This window comes from Paenibacillus sp. SN-8-1 (assembly GCF_050995535.1).
In the GTDB taxonomy this organism is placed as follows: Bacteria; Bacillota; Bacilli; order Paenibacillales; family Paenibacillaceae; genus Fontibacillus.
In genome coordinates, this window is sequence record NZ_CP194782.1 from 3669458 (window position 1) to 3691197 (window position 21740).

Consider the following 21740-nt stretch of genomic DNA (forward strand, 5'->3'; position numbering starts at 1 on the left):
CCCAGCCTTGCACGTTCAGCAAACCCCTCTCTTGATCGCTTGGACTCAAAATGGTATTTGTTATTTCGAGTTCCCTTTAGCTTCTTGAATGAAAGCATTCAGCGCATCGCTTCGGCTCCATTCGCCGAGAGATACATCCCGGAATGTAACTTTAACTTTATCACTGTCAGCCTTACCTGTGACTTCCAAATTGGGAGACTTGATCACAAAGGTTCCATCCGAATTCTGTGTGAACTTGGCCTCTTTAGCTTCGCTTGTCATCATCTTGATCGCTTCACTCTTCACCGCATCGGTCGTCTGAGTAGTGAGGGTCGATGCCACTTCTCCAAGATCCTTCAATGAAATTCCGCTGTATATGACTAAGAAGGCCACAATAACCAGGATCAGCCCCCATTTCACCACGGTCTTCACTAAATTTACAATTAGCAGCAGAACTACCAACGCAATAACAAACACCAGCCAATTCTGCTTGAAAAAATCAATCCAAACTTGCACGTCCATCCTATTTATACACTCCTAATTTCGTCAATTTGTGGAGCCTGACCGGCAAAACGCCAAGTTGCTCTATATATTATACATGATGGCCATATGGGATGTCAGCCTAACCCCCTAGGGGTTTCTATCCAGTGGATTTATGGAAATGTGTAAAAATTAGCATAAGTTCGTCCCACCCAACGTACAAGTATATGGATTGAATTAAACGACTGAGTTACTGCTGGTCTGGTCAGCCGTATGAAATGTTCCTACGATCGCTACAGAATCATTTCACACTCTTGCCTATATGTAATTCTTAAATTCAACTTATATATGCTTTCGAAGTAAGTTTTACTTCGTAAAACTTTGAGGAGGGACGGTATGAAGATCGCATTTTGGCTGTATTTCTTTATGTTCATCGCCTTTTTTGACCTGCACGCCCAGTATCCGATCCTTACACCGTTCGCTCTGTCTTTAGGAGCCGCCCCTACTTTTATCGGGTGGATGATGGGGATCTACTCCATCACTCATCTACCGGGCAATCTGCTCGCGGGCAGAGGTGTAGACAAACATGGCAGCCGCCGCTATCTCATTTTCAGCCTGATCTCTGCAGGGATCATCCTGCTTGTTCAGGCCCATGTTACAGCCCCTTGGCAGCTGCTCGTGCTTCGTTCGCTCAGCGGCTTCGTGCTTGCCTTTCTTGCCCCAGCCTGCCTGGCGCTCCTTGCATCCCTCTCCGATGACCGGATCAAGCAGGGCAAGCTGATGGCCGGGCATGGCGTGATGCATACGCTCGCATCGGTGGTGTCCCCGGCAGCAGGTGCTTTCCTGGTCGCAAGAGCGGGCTTTGGCTTAACCTTTCAATCCCTGGGCTGGCTCCTGATCGGAACCGGGATTATTGCGGTCTTCATTATCCACGATCGACAAGGAAGCAGCCCGGAATTGGCAGATCCCGTATTAAATGCTTCTGGTAGTGGATACACCGGCTTTAGAGTTATTCCGATGAGATTTTATTTGCTGCCGCTCTTTGTTGCCTGTGCCCAAGGCATCCTGTTCTTCGAGCTCCCTCTGCAGGCTGGCGGGATATCCGGAATTCTGGACACCGGGATTTACTTCTCTCTGCTTAGTTTGGGTGCACTAGTGACTTTAAGCATGCTTTTTCTGCACCGCTACTCTCCTTACGTGAGAGCAACCGCGGGCGTACTTGGAATGGCCCTGGCTTTCTATTCTATGGCTTCTGCCTGGAACGTGCCTCTAGCTGTATCCCTATTCTTTCTTGGCATGTCCAAAGGCGTGCTCTTTCCGGCAATGGCCTCTCTCTTCATTGAACTGAGCGGCGGCAAGAGACTGGGTACCGTCTTTTCCCTGCAATCCATCTCCATGTCGCTTGGCGCTTTTCTTGGTCCGGTTGTGGCGGGGCAGATTCGACATGTCTTCTCACCTTACTTCCTGGCCTTTCTATTGCTCATGATTCTACTCGTCACCGTCCCCCCACTTCGAACCAAATCCGTATCTTCAGGCGGAACCGGCAAGACATCGACTACGGTTGTATGATGGCACAAAAAATTCACTTTATTTAGGCTGGTGCACAAGACACTACAGGGCAAAGATCATATTTTGTTTATGTACTAACAACCACTTGAAGGCAGGTGAATTAAATGGGTCACGTGGATCATTGTGGTCCTGGACCAGTCGGACCAGGTGTAGGATTCTGGACATCTACAGGTACTATCCTTGTTCTGTACATCTTGCTGGTCATCATCCTTCGTACTCCGTTCTTCTAAGAATAATGTCAACATGACAGGAAGAGGCTTGCCGCTTTAGGGCAGGCCTCTTTGGGCTTTGCATGGAAAACGAAGTTAGGTTTACACTATAGAGGAAGCCAAGCATGAGAGGTGAGCCATCATTCCTGTATACATCATTGTTGAAGGCAAGAACGACCGCAGCAAGCTGCGCCGGGTGCTGAATGAGGAAGTTGAAGTCCTGTGCACCTTTGGAACCTTGAACAGCCAGAAGCTGGAGACACTGCGCAAGAAGATCAAGGACGAAGAGACCTATCTCTTTATGGATAATGACGCTTCCGGCAAAAGAATTCGCAGCATCCTAAGAGACGCATTCCCGGATGCCGGACACATCTACACCCGCCGGGGCTATGCCGGCGTCGAGGGTACCCCTGATGAATATGTCATTCAGCAATTAGAAAAAGCCGGTCTGGAGGAATACATTCTGTATCCTCCACCCGGCTTCTAACGGACAAGTCTCCAGACTTGTCTCTTTGCCCTATTCTTTAGCCAGTCGTTCAACCTCTTCCGCTATTTCCTCGGCGCTCACGTCGCTTTTATAATATTTGCGGTATTTTCCTTCCCGGTCAACGAGTGCAATCAGGTCGGAGTGCGCGAAATTGCCGTCCCTGTCTTTATTAATGATGAACTGGAACGTATTCATCGCGAATTCAGCCGTCTTCTTCTCGTCTCCGCGCAGGAAGTACCAGCCGCTGTAATCAGCATTAAATTTATCCCCGAATTTCTTGATCTCCTCACGAGTGTCCCTCACGGGATCGAAGGTAACCGATACGAAGCTGACATCCTTGCCGAATACTCCGTCCTTCTTGAGCTGATTCTGGATCTGAGACATCTTGAAAGTGGAAATAGGACATACATCAGGACAATTGGTAAAGAAGAAATAAAATAGCCGGACCTTTCCATTCGTATTCTGCAGAGTAACCGTCTTCCCGTCCACATTCTCCATTGAGAAATCCTGAACAGGACGAATCACCGGGATTTTGGGCTTACTGTATGTATCAACTAAAAGATATCCTGCCAGAATTACGCATATTGCAAGCAATATCCAGGTCCATTTGTACTTTCTAAGCATCGTTAAAGCCACTCCTCCTTGGATTATAATCTTAAAAAAAGAATCCCATGCTGCCATGGGATTCTTCAGGTCTTCGGGTAACTGGCTTATTGATGAACTGTATCCAGAATCATAACAAGCAGGGTGATCATTAAGTAACTGATGGAGAACAGAAATACTTTCTTCGCCCAAGTATCTGTGTCTGCCTTCTTGCTAAAGCCCATTAAGGACATGAACAGCCAAATTACTGCCACTGCCTCACCAATGATCAGGAACCACATCCCTGTATATCCATACGCATACATGAGTGGCGGAATCGGCAGCAGTAGAGCCAGATATGGGATCATCTGAATCTTAGTTCTTGTAATTCCCTTAACAACAGGTAGCAGCGGGAAACCAGCTGCCCGGTACTCTTCAACCCGGCGAATGCCGAGAGCCCAGAAATGGGGTGGCTGCCATAAGAACAGCATAGCGAATAACAGGATCGCTCCAAGGTCAATCTTACCCGTGACGGCCACATAACCGATCACAGGAACAGCCGCACCTGAAACAGCGCCAACTGAAGTACTCCAGGTTGAAGTACGTTTCAACCATATCGTGTAGATCCCTGCATATACGACGAAGCCCACAACTCCACATAGTCCGGCTAACAGGCCGGAGAATGCGAACAGGACGCCGAATCCGGCAATGCCCAGAATAACTGAATACCAAAGCACAACGGAAGGTGCAAGCTTACCCGTAGGAAGTGCACGCCCCTTCGTCCGTTCCATCTTGCTATCAAGCTCACGGTCATAATAGTTATTGAAGACGCAAGCAGAAGCCATGATAAGAACTGTGCCAAGAAGGGTCAGTAGAAGCTTTCCATATTGTAAATTCCAACCGGATGCGAGCCAAAATCCTGCAAAAGCGGCAATCAGATTGGAGCGAAGGATTCCGGGCTTGGTCAAAGCTACAAAATCTCTCCATGTGGCAGTATCGCCGGTAGGTGTTGGTCTCATAGCTATAGCTGGGGAATCCGAAGGAGCAGTGTAACTATATTGTTTACCCACGCGGATTGTTCCTCCTTATTTGGTCATAGCGGGACAACTATTCATCCTCTGCTATAAACTTTATCATATCAAAATGCTCAAGTGTTTGACAATTACCGAACAATCCAAGCTATTGTATGACAATTCAGTGACACAGATCAGGGACATAGATGAAGCCGGACACGAGGTCCGGCTTTACTCTTCATTATCCTTCTTACTTACCATTTTAGGATTTATTTGCCCTAAGTATACCTAGGCTTTGGGTAAGAAGCCCATTCTCTTTTGTACTTCGGCAAGAGTTTTGGCAGCCATTTCTTCAGCCCGCTCTGCGCCCTGACGCAGAATGTCGGTAATTTCACCAGATTCCCGAATCTGGCGGTAACGCTCCTGAATCGGCTCTAGCTTGGCGACGACGACCTCGGCAAGATCCTTTTTAAACAAGCCGTACATTTGCCCCTCATAGCGCTCCTCAACCTGTGCAATTGATAAGTCCGAGCACTGGCTGTAGATGCTGATTAGATTGCTGACCTCCGGCTTATTGGCCGGGTCATATTTCACTTCGCGACCGGAGTCTGTTGTAGCCCGGCTGATTTTCTTGCGAATCTCGGCAGGAGAATCCAGCAGCGCGATATAGCTGCCTGCATTCGGGTTACTTTTACTCATCTTATTAGAAGCATCATCCAGCGACATGACCCGCGCGCCCACTTTAGGGATATAAGGCTCTGGGATTGTGAAGAAATCACCATATCTGTGATTGAATCGTCCCGCCAGATCACGCGTAAGTTCCAAATGCTGCTTCTGATCCTCCCCTACCGGAACCAGATCCGCATTATATAAGAGAATATCGGCTGCCATCAGAGACGGGTATACGAACAGCCCGGCGCCTACGGAATCTTTTCCAGAAGACTTATCTTTGAACTGGGTCATACGCTCCAGCTCGCCCATTGAAGTCAGTGTCGTCAGAATCCAGCCAAGCTGGGCATGCTGCGGAACATGGGACTGCATATACACATTTGCTTTATTCGGATCAATGCCTGCTGCGATGAACAGAGCGGCTACAGCCTCTGACTGCTCACGGAGAGCGGCCGGCTCCTGAGTCACCGTAATCGCATGGAGATCAACCACCATGAAATTGCAATCATATTCGTGCTGCAGCTGGACGAAGTTCTGCATCGCACCAATGTAGTTACCCAAAGTGAGTTTGCCGCTTGGCTGAATGCCGGAGAGAACGATCTTCTTTTTCATCTGTAAATCCCCCTTATGATGATGTATTCCAATTTATCTTGATAGCCTTAAGAAAACACAAAAAAACCCACATCCGAAAGGGACGTGAGATCGTGGTGCCACCCTAATTCGCTGCAGACTCTGATTGAACAGGCTCCAGCCTTAGATTCCTGTAACGGGGAATACCGTCCGGACATACTGGGACTCGCCGCATACGGCGCTTCCGTTCCTTCCAGCGCTCCAGGGTCCATTCCTCATGAAGCTGCCTCACCGGTTCGCATCATCCACCGGCTTTCTGCAGAAGCCATCTCCAGAATACTTATCCCCATCAACGCATTGCATATCTTTGAAGTTTATGTTTCCATATTAAATGTGCAAAACCAAATCTGTCAAATCAGATTTTCCGTCCTCAAACAAAAGTGTTATGATAGGTCTAGCTTTGAATTTTGATTATAGTGGGAAAAGGAGCAACGATATGAAAAAAGTGACCAAAGGGCAATGGAACGGCTACGACACATATATTTTACATAGCCGCGAACTTGAAGTCACACTGTTGCCACGGCTCGGGAATAACGTTATCGGCCTAACTGATAAAGTGCAGCAGCGTGAAGTGCTGCGGCGGCCCGAGGAGAATGAACTCGATTTTTATCTGCAGAAACCTTACCACTTCGGCATTCCTCTTCTCATTCCGCCTGGAAGAATCCGCAGAGGACACTTCGAATATGCCGGACAACATTATCAATTTGATCGTAATACTGCGAATGACAACCATATTCACGGACTCCATCGTACACAGTGCTGGCGGGTCAGTGATATTGAAGAAGATGAAGAAGGCTGTGCAATTACAACCGAATTTCTGACCTCTGATGATCCAGAATGGATCCGGCAATATCCTGTACCCCTCAAACTTGAAATGACTTTGAGACTGCAAGGGACCTCGTTATCCCAAACATTCAAAGTCACACAACTGGGGGATAATCCAGCTCCTTTCGGTCTGGGACTTCATACATGGTTCCTGCTTGATGGACGTCCTGATGCTTGGACATTACGTCTTCCGGTAACGGAGACCTACTTGCTTGATGAAGAGAATGTGACTACCGGCGAAGCGGCTCCTTTGGGTGAATTCGACCGTCTTAACACCGGATTGAACCTGAAAGGTACGAATTTTGATACGATGTTTAGTATCGGCGGCAAGCCGGCTGAAGCACTGCTGCAGCGTGAAGACGGGTATGCCATTCGTTACTCGGCTAGTCCTGAATATTTCAAACACTGGGTCCTCTATACCAAAGGAGAGGCCGATCAATTCTTCTGCATTGAGCCGTATACCTGGCTTCCCAATGCACCTAACCTGAATCTGCCTAATGAAGTTACAGGGCTAATCGATCTCCAGCCTGGGCAGCAGCTGACCCTGCAGGTTAATTTGGATATCGTATACCCTTCCTAAGAGAGACTATACCTATGACAAGACGGTACCGCTATCCCGCGGTTACCGTTTTTTTATGTTCTCCTTAATTGAAATCCCCACGTTACTGTAATATTTACCACCTCTTATACTCTAATTTCTTGTGCATATTTTATGAGTCTGAAACCATACTAACATCACTAAGGTCAAAGGAGGTGACAAACATGGCAGGTTCAAACAACCGTGGCGGAAGTCGTCGCAGTAACAACCTTATCGTTCCTCAAGCGAACCAAGCATTGCAACAATTGAAATTTGAAGCAGCTCAAGAGCTTGGTGTAACTATCCCTCAAGATGGTTACCTTGGAGATAACACTTCCCGTGAGAATGGTTCCCTTGGGGGCTATATCACAAAACGTCTCGTGCAATTGGCAGAACAGCAATTATCGGGTCGTTCTAACCTATAATTTGCGTTCTATCCTACTTTCGATATAAAAATAGGCGGTCTGCTCTGAGCAGGCCGCTTGTTTTTATGTGAATGCAACAGCCTATTGACAAAGATCTGAATTGGAATATTATAGTTGTATGACTATTGAACAACGTAAATTTACCGATGATACCCGGGTACATATCTTCAAAGCACTAGCTGATCCTACACGTCTCCAGATTATTCGCACATTGCGTGACAGTAACACCGAGCTAAGTTGTGGTGAAGTTGGAGACTTGTGCGAGGCCTCCAAATCCAATGCTTCTTACCACTTCCGCACTCTCCGGGAAGCCGGATTGATCCTTGTCCGAAAAGAAGCTCAGACGAAATACATACAGATTAATCACGGCACATTCACCACGTTTATTCCTGGATTCCTGGACTCTTTGTAATCCGGGTTTTTTTATCTCTTGTTGTTCAATAGTTATTGAACTAATGAAGTAATTCTTGTATCAGTCACTTTGAAGGAGGAAGTCCAGTTGAAGAAATCCGTTATCGTCTTGTTTTTCGCAATCATGTTCGTAATCGGTACAGATACGTTCCTGATCAGCCCGCTTCTCCCGTTGCTGCAACAGACTTTCCATATTAAAGCTGGGCAGGCGGGGTGGATGGTGAGCAGTTATGCCCTGGGATATGCATTATTCGCTTTAATTGCCGGCCCCTTATCCGATCGACTTAACCGCAAGAAGGTCATGCTCGGCGGACTTGCTGCTTTTGCCATTTCAACTGCGCTCTGCGCCTCAGCATACAGCTTCTCTAGTATGAATATCTTCCGCTTCGCTGCCGGGGTTAGTGCAGCTTTTGTAACGCCTCAAGTCTGGGCGTCCATTCCCACACTCTTTCCAAAAGATAAAATTCTCAGGGCCATGGGCATCGCTACTGCGGGTCTCTCCATCTCTCAGCTGCTTGGCCTTCCTTTGGGAAGTTATTTGGCTGCAATCAACTGGCGAATCCCTTTCCTCGTGATCGGATTTCTGGCTCTTTTGCTTGTAGGTGCTGTCTGGTCTGTTTTTCCGAATATTCTCCCTGAAGAACAAAGAACATACATTTCTAATCCGCGTTCTCTGCTCAAGCCTTACTTACAGCTCCTAAGGTCTCCCAAGGCAGCTCTCGCCTTCACGGCATACTTCTTATTTCAATTCGGTAATTTCGCCGCGTTCTCGTTCCTCGGTTCGTGGCTTTCAGTATCTTACCGGCTGGATGTCTCGGAAATTGGAGGTGTTATGCTGTTTCTGGGACTTGGAAATACGATAGGAAGCATTTGGGGAACCTCATTAGTTGGCCGAATTGGAGCCAAGAATGCGCTGCTAATCGGAGTTATGTTCAACGCGCTGCTCTACATCCTTCTGGCGTCTGTCAGTAATTTGACTGTTGTTAAGGCAGGTCTATTCTTCATATTCAGTATCGGGGGGACGCTCTTTCCTGTTATGATCAGCTCTCTGCAGACCCTGTCTTCTACTGCCAGAGGCACAATTGCGGCTCTTACTAATACCCTGATGTATTTAGGTACTACACTTGGAGCAGCCGCGGCGGGTGAGCTGTTTGAAGCTACGGGAAGCTTCCTCTCCATCGCTATACTTACCTTTATCAGCTTGATGCTGTTTCTTGTAATATTCACCATCAGCGGAGTACTGCCTAAGCGAATTAAGCAGCAAGCCTGATTTGTAAGGCTGACAACTTAAGTAAAAGCAGGGCTCTCCTGATCCGCTTCATGCGAATTGGGTAAGTCCTGCTGATCATTTGTTAGAGATTCAGTTGTTCATGAATTAAGAGTGCTCTTGATATGTATGGGTAGCTTCTTTTCTTGGATAACGAATCATTAGGTTGGCCATATTATAATTAGATTCAAGTGTGGCATCGACAATAACCATGTCCTTACGAAGCGCAAACTCATAGCTGATTTCACCATGTGTCCAGTTGCGTTTGAAGTTGAGCGATTCAATAGCCATCTTTCTAAATGAAGCTTGCTGGACCGAAGTTAGTCCCTGATCCTCCCCTGATAAATGTCCGTTTCTCCCACTAATCGGATTTTGGCGGATACCGAACTTGCCAATAACATTGTTCCGGATCTGTACAAATACGGTACCTGATGTAAGTCCCGCTAACTCTCCCTCTAGTTCTCTAAATACAAGATCCAATTGTCTTGCTAATGAAAATTGCTCTGTCTTCACAATATCCACCCTCCTTCCCTTAATAATTCCCTAATATAGGGCTTACGTCTCATTATATTCCATTCTAATATACCCATCAACAATAACCTACAAAATTGGGTAATTATGCCTATATAAATATAATTTTCAATTTTTTCTTCTTTCAACTTTCGCCAGAGCTCCTTAAATTACGACAAAAAACCACTCGGAAAGACAGATATGATCTGACTATCCGAGCGGCTAGAATTTGTATCCAACTACTTTATTCTGTCATTTCAAGGAACATCTCCACATCGGCAACAGCCAGGGATACAGCTTCCTGCCAGAAATCCGGCTGGGTCAGGTCTACATTTAGATGCTTCTTGGCCAGGTCTTCAACCGTCATCCGGCCGGTATCCCGCAGCAGCGCATCGTATTTCTCGGCAAAAGCATCACCTTCACGTTGCGCCCGGGCAAATATCCCTGTACTGAATAGATACCCAAAGGTATAAGGGAAATTATAGAACGGGACATCTGTAATGTAGAAATGAAGCTTCGAAGCCCAGAAATGTGGATGATAGGAAGCCAGTGCTCCTTCATAAGCTTCTTGTTGAGCTTCTACCATAAGCGCGGAGATTTCCTCCGCGTTCAGCAGGCCTTCCTTACGCTTCTCATAGAAGCGGGTCTCGAACAGGAAGCGAGCATGAATATTCATAAAGAAAGCGACACTTCGCTGGATTTTGTCTTCAAGCAGCGTAATCTTCTCTTCCTTGCTTGCTGCATTCTTCACCTGAGCATCCGCCAGAATCATTTCGGCAAATGTAGAAGCGGTCTCGGCCACGTTCATGGCATAATTCTGATTAAAGGTTGGCAGATCATCCATGACATGCTGATGGTAGGCATGACCCAGCTCGTGAGCGAGTGTGGATACATTGGAGGCCGTGCCGCTGTATGTCATAAAGATCCGTGTCTGCTTGCTTTCAATCAAAGAGGTGCAGAAGCCGCCCGGACGTTTGCCTTTCCGGTCTTCGGCTTCAATCCAGTTCTTGTTAAAAGCATCCACCGTGAAGTCCGCCAATTTCGGACTGAAGGTCCTGAATTCTTTTACAATTTCTTCAGCCGCATCATTATATTCAATCTTGGTGTCCACACTCCCCAGCGGAGCTTCCACATCAGCCCAGCTAAGACGTTCTACACCCAGCAGCTTGGCTTTGCGCTCCAGGTATTTCACAAATACCGGTTTGTTCTGTGAGATTACCGCCCACATCGTATCCAATGTTGCCTGGGACATCCGGTTAATGCTGAGAGGTTCTTTGAGAACCTGATCCCAGCCGCGCTTCTCATACAGCTTCAATCTGAAGCCGGCAAGACGGTTGAGCGTATCCGCACAGTAATCACTGACTTCTTCCCAAGCATTCTCCCATTTCTCGAAGGTCTCTTCACGAACCTCACGGCTTCTGCTGTGCAGCTTGTTATGCGCTTGACCTGCGGACAGGGCAACCTCTTCCCCATTGTCCTCTTTGAATGGAATGCTTACTTTACTGACAATTGTATCGTAATGTTCCCCCCAGCCGTGGTATCCGTCTACGGCCAGATCTAGAACCAGACTTTCCTGCTCGGGAGGCAGCTTCTCACGGGTTCTTTCACGGCTCTCATTCAGCGAGAAGGCAATAGGTGCAATCTCCGGCCGCTTAATCCATTCGGCAAATACTTCATCTTCTGTTGCGCGAAGAATACTTTCAAATACCGTAGAGAGACCCTGCAGAGCAGCCCTAAGGGAGGTTACCTTACCCGAGAGCTGTACCGCCTTCTTGTCCGTTGTATCTTGGGCAGTCAGGCATCCCACAAAGCTTCCCGCTTCAGTGATACGAGAATAAGCGCTCTGAAGCGAATCAATGAAGCTGTCCAGAGATGCCGTATCCTGGACCGTTTTGGGAGCTTCCAATTCCTTCACTTGCTGCCCAAGCTTCACAATATCCTGCTCCAGCTTGCTGAGAAAGGCTTTAAATTCTGCTGAAGAAGAACCCCCAGGGAACAAAGACTCCAGATCCCAGGTCAAGGAAACAGGCTGTCTCAATTGTGTCATGCTAATCATCCCTTCTATATCTGTTGATTGATTAGAGTCCAAAAGTGTATAACTATTATATTAGCCCCAAGGGCACACAAGGAGGAGCCAAATGAAACCACTACAAATTTCAGCCGAAACCGCTGTTAAATTAGCCGAGAAACTCGGAGTCCCTTTGGAGAACCTTATGCATATGCCGCAGCATATTTTACTGCAAAAAATTAGCGAGCTTGCGAAGGAAGATGCAGGTTCAGCGGATAAACCGAAATCATGATTCCTTTTGAGAAGGCACTTCCCTATGATATCGTGATGGGAGACATCTATGTACAGGAGTGCCCTTTCTGCGGCAGTGAGCATGTTCTGTTACCCATGAAACCGCATGAAATCCAGAGCGTCCGCGAAGGCAAAAAGAAGCTTCTTGTCTTCCCGTGCTGCCATACCCGGCTCACGATCCTCGATAGTGACTCTGACTATCTTCTAACCAATAAGGTTGTTCGTAAATAGCTCCCTCTATACTCACTTACAAAAGGGGAATCACTGCCTAGGATGCAGCGGTTCCCCTATTTTGTCATGAGCAGCAGCGAGGCTATCCTCGCATTTCCTCAGGAATTTCCAGCTTGGCTGCCAGCATGTCCTCTCTTAGCATTGCCCATTGTTCACGGGAAGCCCGGATCATCGCCGCATCCATAATCTTCTTGTCATTAATTACGCGCGAAAACCAGCGCACAGCTTCCGAATATTCGCCCAGACGCCTGTTCAGTTCCCCAATTAGGTACATCAATCTGGCATCGTTAGCCCCGGCTCCCTCAAGCTCATACACGCGTATATAAGATTCAAGGCTGAAGCGCAAGAAACGAATCTCCTGTTCCTTCAGGTCTTTGTAACGGTAGAGCCATGCGATATGATGAAGCAGACTGGAAATAATACGTTCCTTCTCATGAATAGCCTGTGCGCAGAGCAGGGCTAGCTTATAAGTCTCAAGCGCTGTATTCCAGTCTCTCGGACCGCCGAAATCACGGAGCACAATCCGGTTCCCAATCTGCTTCTGGAAGTCGGTCCGCTGAGCATCCTTCAGTCGCTCGTCAAAATTCTCGGAAAATGCAAATCCACATGATGGGCATACTCGAACTACATAAAAATCAGGATTCTCCTTGGCATAGTAACGGCAGAAATCAGTATCCGTCTTCACTGCTCTCTTGAAGCTTGGTCTAACCCTTGATGTTGTAAATTCATGTTCGCATTGTATACAGGTTACCTTGATCGTATAGAGCGGCTCTAATTCCAATGTGCCATTCTCCCTTTCATTTATTCCATTTAACTAGGAGTGTTTATAAAATGGTGGGCAGGTCCTGAAAGACGTTGAAGCACGAAGGACTGAAGCGGATCCTCTACCCCAATCTCATCCAGTGCCGAAGCCATACAGGAAAGCCAGGCCTCCGCACGTTCTTCCGTAATTGGAAAAGGCAGGTGCCTTGCACGCATCATCGGATGTCCGTATTGATCGGAATACAGTGATGGTCCCCCAAAAAATTGAGATAGGAACATAAACTGCTTGTCCATCACAGGTGTAATATCCTCTGGAAACAAAGGTCCCAACAGAGGGTTAGCCTGTACTTTCGGATAGAAAGCCTCAACCAGCTTGCGCAGGGTACTTTCCCCACCAAGATTCTCATATATGGACAGACTTGGATTGAAATTCATTTACTTCTCGCCAACTTCCCTCTAAAATCTGCAGATCATGAACAAAGAACCCAATCCTAACGTTCATTCCCCTAATCCTACTGTACCATTATACCAAAAAACGGGCCTCTATGTACGCTCATCCGTATAGACAAAAAAGACGCTAATGGGCATTAGCGTCCTGGCGTCAATCAAGTTATTTTAGTAGCTTCGCCAATCCTCTTCACCGGAATGGACAAGAGAGGCGCGTATAACATACACAAAGGCGCATACGAGAACACCGGCAACAAAACTCATATCCATCACTCCATCCATATGAATTAAATTCAGGCCGAAAGGTCGGGCGCATCTTGTATTTGTATTTTATCATAACCATGCGAAAAAAACAGCCCAATCTGTAATCGCTTTCTCGTGTTTTTTTGTACTGTTTGTCCATAGAATTTCATATGTCTAATCTATAAGCTGAGGCAAATACCTAGGGAGGCCGTATGCGTATGAGTCTGAAAAAATGGAGCGTTCTGCTCCTGTTAATAGGCTTAACCTTATTATTTGGGCTTATGCTCACATTCCCGGATTATTCCTGGAAAGCGGCCGTCCGCGGACTCGCCATTTGGTGGGACGTGCTGTTCCCATCCCTCTTTCCCTTTTTCGTGATCTCGGAGATGATGCTTGGTTTCGGTATCGTCCATTTCATTGGGATGCTCCTAGATCCCTTGATGAAGCCTTTATTCCGTATCCCGGGAAGCGGCGGATTTGTGGCAGCCATGAGCTTCGCCTCTGGTTATCCAGTCAGTGCCAAGCTAACCTCCAAGCTTCGTGAACAGCAGCTGCTCACCCGGGAGGAGGGAGAGCGACTGGTCGCCTTTACAACAACGTCTGATCCGATCTTCCTCATCGGCGCTGTATCTGTCGGATTCTTTCATAATCCACAGCTCGCAGGCACACTAGCAGCGGCTCACTATGGAAGTTCTCTACTGGTAGGACTTCTCATGCGCTTCCATGCGCCCAGAGCCATCCCCAGCCCGGCGCCAGCCGCGGCCCGTTCCGGCTTTAGTCTCCGCTCCGCTCTGAAGGCCATGCATGAAGCACGGCTTGCGGACGATCGTACCTTCGGCGAGCAACTAAGGCAGTCTGTAATCTCGGCACTGCAGCTCATGACGGTCGTAGGGGGACTGGTAGTCGTCTTCTCCGTCCTGCTTGAGGTTCTCAGCGCATCTGGACTTATGACTCAGCTGTATGAGCTGATCCGGCAGGTCCTCTCTATTCTTCATCTACCTCCCGCTCTTGCTGAACCTTTTGTAGGAGGCGGATTTGAGGTAACACTTGGCGCTAAGTCGTCAGCCGAGGTTCCCGCGTCCGTACCACTGGCTTTCAAGGCCTCTGCCGCCGCCTTCATCTTGTCTTGGGCCGGCCTGTCCGTCCATGCTCAAATTGCGAGCATACTGAGCGGAACGGGTCTGCGTTATTTGCCATTCCTCTTGGCTAGAATGATTCATGCGGTGCTTGCAGCACTCATGGTTCTTTTCTTGTGGCCGCTCACTGGCCCAGATACCGAGGTATTCCTGAGCTTCGGAGATTCACCGGGGCTCCATTCAGGCTGGAGTGGACTGCCATCCGCTGGTCTTCTTACTTTGGAAGCCCTATCTCTACTGCTTATTTTGTCCTTTTTCATTAGTATCATTCAGCATCTATGGAACAAACCAAAAGCCCTCAAATGGAAATGAAACATTGTTTTCTGTCCTATAATTGATTATGATCGGTACAAGACACAAGACATAAGGCAAAGGAGCTTTCATCTTGAGATATTACGTTCTTGACCGCGGAGATCAATTATCTGTCGAGTTAAGTGAGCAATTTCATAAGCTGGCGGCCGAAAATGGTTTTGAAATGGATGCCGAATCCCCGGAGATTGTCATTTCTATCGGTGGTGACGGAACGATGCTGCACGCCTTCCATACTTTTATTGACCGGATTCCCTCGATCGCATTTGTCGGGATCCACACGGGGCATCTCGGCTTTTATGCCGACTGGAAGGCAACTGAGATCCCTGAGCTGATTCAACTCATGGTAGGTCACAAGACTCCCGAACAGCCAAGGCCCCGAATTGTCAACTATCCTCTGATCGATATACAGGTGCAAAAGAAATCGGGGACTTCGTCATATATTTGCGTTAACGAGTTCACTCTCAAGGGAGTCGATGGTACCGTCGTTGCACAGGTCGATATTAATGATCAGCAGTTCGAGATGTTCCGTGGTGACGGAATATGTGTATCTACGCCGGCCGGAAGCACGGCTTATAACAAGAGCCTCGGCGGAGCGATCATTCATCCATCGATCGAGGCTCTGCAGATTACCGAAATCGCCTCAATCAACAACCGGGTATTCCGGACTGCCGGATCACCGCTGGTGCTGCCCAAGCACCATCACTCAGACATCTATTCCCGCAAAGACCAGCGGCTGCTGCTGACAATCGATCATATCAACCATCCGGTTGACGATCTGATTTCGGTTCGCTGCCAGGTTGCGAAGCAGAAAGTAAGCTTTATCCGTTATCGTCCTTTCCCGTTCTGGAATAGGGTACGCAACGCCTTTCTGGGCTAGGGTTATTAAAAAATGCAGATCTTGTAGGGGCGGCCCAAAAGGGCGGCCTCTATTTGTCGTTCAACGCTATTTTCTCATTCTACGGATTATGGAAATAAATACAAAAATAATCGTAGACTTTAACACGTAGCAGTGGTATAACCGATCTATCTGCTCAAATTTGACCGCAAGGAGTGCTCCATTCGTGAAACGTATTACTTCCGCACTAACTGTATTCGCTCTATCTCTGGCCCTATCTTTACCGGCCCATGCTGCTTCCAAGACCACCCAGGTCTACATTGATGGCAGCCCAATCCGCTTTACTGCTGGAGCCCCTTTTACCCAGCAAGGTACGACACTTGTTCCATTCAGGACCCTATTCGAGAAGCTCGGACTTAAGGTCGATTGGGACGCCAAAACACAGACTGTAACGGGAAAGAAGAACGGACTTGTTATCAGGCTGACGATCGGCAGCAACCGGGCCACGGTTAACGGGGTCGTGAAGAAGCTATCTATCTCTCCAGTCACAGTTAAAGGCACTACCTTCATCCCGCTCCGCTTCATTGGAGAAGCATCCGGTGCCGATGTGGAGTGGGACAGCGACTCCAATTCCATCTACATCCATACAGCCGCATCAACGGCACTCGATGAGCAGCAAATTCGAGGGGTTCTTAATCAAAGCGTCGAGTACTTCAACAATAAAGACATGGCTAAAGTGATAAGCCTCACTTCCTCGGATTCTCCAATTAAGAATGGAGAAGAGTCCATGCGGAAACAGGCTGAGACCTACCCCCAAATCAGCAAGATCGTGGATTTCAAGATCATTAATCTGGATCCAAAATCGGGTGAGGCCGTCGTCCAAACCACCGAAGAATCTACCCGCACCGGAGGTGTCTATACCCCGGATACCCGGATTAATTATGTGTACACTTTGGTGAAGGAAGATGGGTCATGGAGGATTTACGATTTCAATTCTCAGCGTGTAGACTACCTGCTTCCCGCGGATGCATTGACCAAATCCATTAATGTCCCAACTGCTGACGAGACCAGCTTCAAGCAGCTCATTGACACTTATTTCAAGAACCTGAATGATAAGAACCTGGACGGCATGCTCACCGCGCTTGAGCCAAGTCTTGCAACAGATGACTTCAAGGACTCCATCAATTCTTATTTCAAAGATAACGACTTCAAAATTTCCTTACCGAAAGTCAAAACCATCTACTATACTGCTGAAGAAGCTGCTGTATATGTGGAAGAGAACGAGACTTATAAGGTTGATAATGAATCTTACCAACAAACCTACAAAGAAGTCTATGTTATGGGCAAATCCAAGTCAGGCAAGTGGCTGATTACGAATACTTATGGCTTGGCTGAATAATTAATTAGTAAAGGAAGACAATTCATATGACCAAATTTTCAATCCGAAATGCAATTATCAGTACAACTCTTACACTCTCTCTTCTTCTGCTTCCAGGAGCTGCGTTCGCCGCCGATAGTCAGCAGACTACCACCACAGGGACTGCCGAAGCTACCCAGGCTTCAGCTTCAGACACCCAGCTTATTCAGGAAGTGCTCGACTACATTAGTAAGTACAACGTATCAGGCGTTAAGAAGGATGAGCTCATCCGCGCGGCAATTGAAGGAATGATCTATCAGCTGGATGATCCATACACCTCCTACTTCACAGCAGATGAACTCAAGCAATTTCAGGATTCCATCAACCAGGATTATGTGGGCATCGGTGTCACTTTATACTTTGAGAACAACAAGCTGTATGTGGACAGCGTAATATCAGGATCACCTGCTGAAAAAAGCGGCATTAAGGCCGGGGATATCATTACGGGGATCGATGGAGTAACTGTGACTGGACCGGAGACCGCAGGTGGTCTGGCCGGCGAGGAGAATACTTCGGTTAAATTAACCGTGCAGCGCGGCGGCATCACCAAGCTTTTTACAGTGACCCGCGCTGAAATCTACCTGCCTACGGTAAATGCGGCAATTAGTCACAGTAAAATCGGCTACATACAATTGACCAGCTTCGCTGATAATGCGGATGAGGACTTTGCCGATGCTCTAAGCAAGCTCCAGGCTTCCGGCATGAAGTCACTTGTCCTGGACCTTCGTGATAATGGGGGCGGTTATATTGATACCGCTAATAATATTGCCAAGCATTTTATAGATAAAGGGATCTTAATGTACACTCAGGATCAGAGCGGATTATTAGTTCCCCAAGTAATTTCAGATGGAGTTAAGATCGGAGTACCTGTAGTCATTCTTACGAACGAGAACAGCGCCAGTGCCTCCGAGATTCTGACAGGCGCGCTGCGGGATAATCACGTGGCCACCACAGTGGGAACAACCACTTACGGGAAAGCCCGCATCCAGAATGTGATATCCTTGTCTAACGGAGACGCACTTAAGCTGACTACAGAGAAATATTTGACCCCAAGCAAGGAAGACTTCAACAAAATCGGTCTTAAGCCTGATTTCGAGGTGAAGAATAGCACAGCTCAGTTGATTACCGCTTTCTCTCTCGCAGGACTGAAGAACATCAAAGTCAGCGGGGACAGCCATTCTCTCAGCGTTGATGGAGAATCCTTTAACGGGGTACTGGATATGATTAAGAAAGGAAATTCCATCTATGTTCCCTCACGTGTGCTGACTTCACTGGTACAAGGGGAAATTGCTTGGAATGCGAAGGACAAGAAAATTATTGTAACTGACGGAGCGGGACGGCGAAATGGGTTCACCGTGGCATCAAATCAAGTGGTGTTCCAACATGAAGAGAGCTATATTGAGATCCATGCCTTTGTGAAGCAATACCCTTCGTTAAAATGGAGCTATAGCCAGAACAAGCTTACGCTCAGCACCCCATAAGCGAACAACAACAACAAACGGTTCCCGATTATTCGGGAACCGTTTTGCTTTGCTGCTGTATGTTCTTGGCGGGTTCTGTATCTTGTATAGATCCTTCCCCGGCAGTCTGGCTCTTGGAGTGAGACTCAGCTGCTTGTACGGGTTGTACAACCTGCTCCTTAACGCGGTCCTTAGCCTGGTGGGCGGGTTTCGGAGCGGATTTCGTCTCTTGAGGTTCTTCTCCCGGCTTGTCCTTCGACTGTTCTCTAGGTTCGGAGTTCTCCTTGGTTACCGGTTGAGGATCCCGGGGAACATCCTTCACTCTTTGAAGCACAAAATAAGGACAACCAAAATTGCAGTATTCATTAATATAATCCATAATTCCGGAGATCGAAGAGTCCTTGTTCACTTTGGGATGATTATCCCGGTAGAACCCCTTCAGACGAAGCTGATTATAGCCCCAGTCCCCGATAATATAATCGTATCGTTCAAGCACATCGCTGTATCTTTGCTTAAATGCCTCAGGATCCCAGCCATTTCTGTTCTCCTGAATTACTTCGTAACTTTTGCCATTAACCTGGATCAAAAGAACGTTCCCCCTCTACTCCCCTTAAGCTGGCGTATGAATGCCTTTCTGATTGCTCTTGGCCGATTTGACCTGCTCATGGGCATGATAAGAGCTGCGGACAAGAGGTCCGGATTCCACATGGCTGAAGCCCCGTTTCAAGCCTTCTTCCTTGAGCTTGACGAATTCCTCAGGACGATAGTACTTCTCTACATCTAAATGCTTCGGAGACGGCTGCAGGTATTGACCGATCGTAAGGATATCGACATTCACCTCGCGCAAATCATCCATAGCCTGAAGAATTTCATCCCATTCTTCTCCCACACCCAGCATGATGCTGGACTTCGTTGGGATTTCAGGCTGCATTTCCTTCGCTTTCTTCAGAAGCTCTAGTGAACGGCGATATTTCGCCTTCGCCCGAACACGGTCAGACATCCGTTCAACGGTCTCGATATTGTGATTCAGAATGTCCGGCTTCGCATCCATCACAATCTTCAACGATTCCGTATCCCCAAGGAAGTCCGGAATTAGAACCTCCACACTGCAAAGCGGCAGACGGCGGCGTATCGCATGAATGGAGCCTGCAAAAATTTGCGCTCCCCCATCCTTAAGATCATCACGAGCCACGCTTGTAACAACACAGTGCTTCAGATTCATATTCTCTGCGGCTTCTGCAACGCGCTCAGGTTCTTGAAGATCGAGTTCTGTCGGCATCCCCGTATTCACAGCGCAGAAACGGCAGGCACGTGTGCAAATGTCACCCAGAATCATAAAGGTAGCGGTACGATTAGCCCAACATTCATATATATTTGGACAGCGCGCTTCCTCGCACACCGTATGTAGTGTTTTGGAACGCATCATGTTCTTGATATCCTGGTAATTCTCTCCGGTAGTCAGCTTAATCCGAATCCAATCCGGTTTTGGCTCTTTCGCTTGTTTAGACAACGGTCTGACCTTCCTTCTTTTATAGTTCAATCCATATCCTGCCCATTATTATACCATGAAAGTAATTGAAATACTTCTCAGAATAAAATAACATGACTTGTTCCACATTAAAGGAATCAGACTTACGGCCTGAATCCATTACCCCTCAGGCAGCAGGAGGAGGTCATACTGCGTGCATAACAAAAGTTCACTAATGAGTCAGGTTCGCCCTATTCTTCTTGGTTTGTTGGCTCTTACCCTGGTCTGGAACGCTCTAGGATCTCGTGCTTCAGCAGCGGAGGCCGCAGCCAGCACTAAAGAAAATACGAAGCAAGACCCCTATCTCGCCCGTCGTCAGCTCTACGAAGAAATGGGCAGTCTCCTGCACATACCCTGGTATAGGCTCGCAGCAGTAGATCAGTATGAACGGACGCTGACCCCCAGCTCCAAAGAAGCTAAGTCTGAGGAGAGATTAACCAGGATATCCTTTCTCTCTCCTGTCTGGTCAGGCTGGGTTAATCCTGAACCTCAAGATACGAATCCCGTATCGATTGCTTTGTTCGGCGGTATGGGGAAAGATGCGACAGGCGATGGGGTTGCAGATCCAAAGAACGACCGGGATGCGCTTTTCACGATAGGACGTTATATCACAAGCTTTGGTTATGATGAGGATGACTTCCGTATTGCTCTATGGAAATACTATCAGAATGACCGGGCTGTTCAGCGGATTAGTCAATTTGCCCGGATATATGAAGCCTTCAATCGGCTTGATCTGTTCGAGAATGCATTCCCGCTCCCGATTTCCAATTCATATAGCTACAATGATACGTGGGGGAACTCGAGGCATTGGGGAGGCTTCCGGATTCATGAAGGCAACGACTTATTCGCTCCTTATGGAGTCCCTGTTCGAAGTGTCTGCTACGGTATTGTGGAGATTAAAGGCTGGAATCCATTTGGCGGCTGGCGGATTGGAATCCGGGATCTGAATAACCGGTATCACTACTATGCCCACTTAAGCGGATATGCGAAGAATATTAATGTAGGCGATATGATGACGCCAGGCCAGGTAATTGGCTGGGTAGGAAGCAGTGGTTACGGTCCCCCGGGGACACAAGGCAAATTCCCGCCGCATCTTCATTTTGGAATATACCGTGATAATGGCAAGAGCGAGTGGGCTTTCGATCCGTACCCGTTATTAAAGAGATGGGAGAATGCCGAAAGAGCCCGCCTTCGCAAAAAATGAGAAAGGAGCCGTCCCAAAAGACGGCTCCTGATTTTGTTAGGAGTTCAGTTTGTGCTCTAAAAGCTCCGAGAACGAACGTTACTCCCATCGCTGCCTGTGCTCGGATATATAAAATTATTTTCAGTGGAAAATATCCGAACACAAAGGCGACCGCTATCACTTGTCCGCAATCGTTCGTCTCTCCGCAGACTTTCGGCGAAATTTCAACGAAACCATAAAAAAGAAACCTTCCT

General features: G+C 47.6%; 23 protein-coding genes and 1 other annotated feature. Of the genes, 13 read left to right on the forward strand and 10 right to left on the reverse strand.

Annotated features, from left to right (window positions below; genetic code table 11):
- Nucleotides 1-60: 60 nt before the first annotated feature.
- On the reverse strand, nucleotides 61-501 hold the full coding sequence (locus ACRRNK_RS17950) for a hypothetical protein (protein ID WP_433944038.1): 441 nt from the start codon (nucleotides 499-501) through the stop codon (nucleotides 61-63).
- 354 nt (nucleotides 502-855) lie between these two features.
- On the opposite strand from ACRRNK_RS17950, the gene ACRRNK_RS17955 reads away from it, so the two are divergent.
- Nucleotides 856-2028: an MFS transporter gene (locus ACRRNK_RS17955; RefSeq protein WP_433944039.1), complete on the forward strand. Its 1173-nt coding sequence runs from the start codon at nucleotides 856-858 to the stop codon at nucleotides 2026-2028.
- Nucleotides 2029-2379: 351 nt separating this feature from the next.
- The gene (locus tag ACRRNK_RS17960; protein WP_433946938.1) at nucleotides 2380-2724 is read left to right on the forward strand and encodes a toprim domain-containing protein; all 345 of its coding nucleotides are present in this window, start codon (nucleotides 2380-2382) and stop codon (nucleotides 2722-2724) included.
- 30 nt (nucleotides 2725-2754) lie between these two features.
- On the opposite strand, the gene ACRRNK_RS17965 is transcribed toward ACRRNK_RS17960, so the two are convergent.
- The 3 genes from ACRRNK_RS17965 to trpS form a co-directional block, all read right to left on the reverse strand.
- On the reverse strand, nucleotides 2755-3348 hold the full coding sequence (locus ACRRNK_RS17965) for an SCO family protein (RefSeq protein WP_433944040.1): 594 nt from the start codon (nucleotides 3346-3348) through the stop codon (nucleotides 2755-2757).
- Between the two features lie 86 nt (nucleotides 3349-3434).
- A complete protein-coding gene (gene cyoE, locus ACRRNK_RS17970) occupies nucleotides 3435-4325 on the reverse strand; it encodes a heme o synthase (RefSeq protein WP_433946939.1) in 891 nt (296 codons plus the stop codon).
- 282 nt (nucleotides 4326-4607) lie between these two features.
- Entirely contained in the window at nucleotides 4608-5600 is a 993-nt protein-coding gene (gene trpS, locus ACRRNK_RS17975; protein ID WP_433944041.1) for a tryptophan--tRNA ligase, read from the reverse strand.
- Between the two features lie 75 nt (nucleotides 5601-5675).
- Nucleotides 5676-5920: a binding site (T-box leader), on the reverse strand.
- A 134-nt stretch (nucleotides 5921-6054) separates the two neighbouring features.
- Between trpS and ACRRNK_RS17980 the strand changes: the two genes are divergently transcribed.
- The 4 genes from ACRRNK_RS17980 (at nucleotide 6055) to ACRRNK_RS17995 (ending at nucleotide 9126) form a co-directional block, all read left to right on the forward strand.
- A complete protein-coding gene (locus ACRRNK_RS17980) occupies nucleotides 6055-7023 on the forward strand; it encodes an aldose 1-epimerase (protein ID WP_433944042.1) in 969 nt (322 codons plus the stop codon).
- A 182-nt stretch (nucleotides 7024-7205) separates the two neighbouring features.
- Entirely contained in the window at nucleotides 7206-7445 is a 240-nt protein-coding gene (locus ACRRNK_RS17985; protein WP_127200107.1) for an alpha/beta-type small acid-soluble spore protein, read from the forward strand.
- 118 nt (nucleotides 7446-7563) lie between these two features.
- Nucleotides 7564-7857: an ArsR/SmtB family transcription factor gene (locus tag ACRRNK_RS17990; protein WP_433944043.1), complete on the forward strand. Its 294-nt coding sequence runs from the start codon at nucleotides 7564-7566 to the stop codon at nucleotides 7855-7857.
- A 123-nt stretch (nucleotides 7858-7980) separates the two neighbouring features.
- Complete coding sequence (locus tag ACRRNK_RS17995) at nucleotides 7981-9126, forward strand: MFS transporter (protein ID WP_433946940.1); 1146 nt, start codon at nucleotides 7981-7983, stop codon at nucleotides 9124-9126.
- Between the two features lie 105 nt (nucleotides 9127-9231).
- On the opposite strand, the gene ACRRNK_RS18000 is transcribed toward ACRRNK_RS17995, so the two are convergent.
- On the reverse strand, nucleotides 9232-9639 hold the full coding sequence (locus tag ACRRNK_RS18000; protein ID WP_433946941.1) for an O-methyltransferase: 408 nt from the start codon (nucleotides 9637-9639) through the stop codon (nucleotides 9232-9234).
- Between the two features lie 238 nt (nucleotides 9640-9877).
- Nucleotides 9878-11680 carry a M3 family oligoendopeptidase gene (locus ACRRNK_RS18005; protein ID WP_433944044.1) on the reverse strand — a complete coding sequence of 601 codons (1803 nt, stop codon included), beginning with the start codon at nucleotides 11678-11680 and terminating at the stop codon, nucleotides 9878-9880.
- 91 nt (nucleotides 11681-11771) lie between these two features.
- On the opposite strand from ACRRNK_RS18005, the gene ACRRNK_RS18010 reads away from it, so the two are divergent.
- Nucleotides 11772-11933: a YycC family protein gene (locus ACRRNK_RS18010; protein ID WP_433944045.1), complete on the forward strand. Its 162-nt coding sequence runs from the start codon at nucleotides 11772-11774 to the stop codon at nucleotides 11931-11933.
- The gene (locus ACRRNK_RS18015; protein ID WP_433944046.1) at nucleotides 11930-12163 is read left to right on the forward strand and encodes a hypothetical protein; all 234 of its coding nucleotides are present in this window, start codon (nucleotides 11930-11932) and stop codon (nucleotides 12161-12163) included. Before ACRRNK_RS18010 ends, ACRRNK_RS18015 begins: the two co-directional genes overlap by 4 nt.
- A gap of 82 nt (nucleotides 12164-12245) precedes the next feature.
- On the opposite strand, the gene ACRRNK_RS18020 is transcribed toward ACRRNK_RS18015, so the two are convergent.
- Together ACRRNK_RS18020 and ACRRNK_RS18025 are read right to left on the reverse strand one after the other, a co-directional pair.
- Nucleotides 12246-12944, reverse strand: a complete 699-nt coding sequence (locus ACRRNK_RS18020; protein WP_433944047.1) for a DUF2225 domain-containing protein — start codon at nucleotides 12942-12944, stop codon at nucleotides 12246-12248.
- A gap of 29 nt (nucleotides 12945-12973) precedes the next feature.
- Nucleotides 12974-13360 (reverse strand): globin, encoded by a 387-nt coding sequence (locus tag ACRRNK_RS18025; protein WP_433944048.1) that lies wholly within the window; start codon nucleotides 13358-13360, stop codon nucleotides 12974-12976.
- 473 nt (nucleotides 13361-13833) lie between these two features.
- Here ACRRNK_RS18025 and ylbJ point away from each other — a divergent pair, with 473 nt between their 5' ends.
- The 4 genes from ylbJ (at nucleotide 13834) to ACRRNK_RS18045 (ending at nucleotide 18796) form a co-directional block, all read left to right on the forward strand.
- Complete coding sequence (gene ylbJ, locus ACRRNK_RS18030) at nucleotides 13834-15063, forward strand: sporulation integral membrane protein YlbJ (RefSeq protein WP_433944049.1); 1230 nt, start codon at nucleotides 13834-13836, stop codon at nucleotides 15061-15063.
- A gap of 73 nt (nucleotides 15064-15136) precedes the next feature.
- Nucleotides 15137-15940, forward strand: a complete 804-nt coding sequence (locus tag ACRRNK_RS18035) for an NAD kinase (RefSeq protein WP_433944050.1) — start codon at nucleotides 15137-15139, stop codon at nucleotides 15938-15940.
- A gap of 184 nt (nucleotides 15941-16124) precedes the next feature.
- Nucleotides 16125-17297 carry a stalk domain-containing protein gene (locus ACRRNK_RS18040; protein ID WP_433944051.1) on the forward strand — a complete coding sequence of 391 codons (1173 nt, stop codon included), beginning with the start codon at nucleotides 16125-16127 and terminating at the stop codon, nucleotides 17295-17297.
- A 26-nt stretch (nucleotides 17298-17323) separates the two neighbouring features.
- A complete protein-coding gene (locus tag ACRRNK_RS18045) occupies nucleotides 17324-18796 on the forward strand; it encodes a S41 family peptidase (RefSeq protein ID WP_433944052.1) in 1473 nt (490 codons plus the stop codon).
- Nucleotides 18797-18824: 28 nt separating this feature from the next.
- Here ACRRNK_RS18045 and ACRRNK_RS18050 read toward each other — a convergent pair whose 3' ends face one another.
- Nucleotides 18825-19361, reverse strand: a complete 537-nt coding sequence (locus ACRRNK_RS18050) for a YutD family protein (protein ID WP_433944053.1) — start codon at nucleotides 19359-19361, stop codon at nucleotides 18825-18827.
- A 24-nt stretch (nucleotides 19362-19385) separates the two neighbouring features.
- The gene (gene lipA, locus ACRRNK_RS18055) at nucleotides 19386-20315 is read right to left on the reverse strand and encodes a lipoyl synthase (RefSeq protein WP_433944054.1); all 930 of its coding nucleotides are present in this window, start codon (nucleotides 20313-20315) and stop codon (nucleotides 19386-19388) included.
- 163 nt (nucleotides 20316-20478) lie between these two features.
- On the opposite strand from lipA, the gene ACRRNK_RS18060 reads away from it, so the two are divergent.
- Nucleotides 20479-21507 carry a M23 family metallopeptidase gene (locus ACRRNK_RS18060; protein ID WP_433946942.1) on the forward strand — a complete coding sequence of 343 codons (1029 nt, stop codon included), beginning with the start codon at nucleotides 20479-20481 and terminating at the stop codon, nucleotides 21505-21507.
- Nucleotides 21508-21740: the final 233 nt, after the last annotated feature.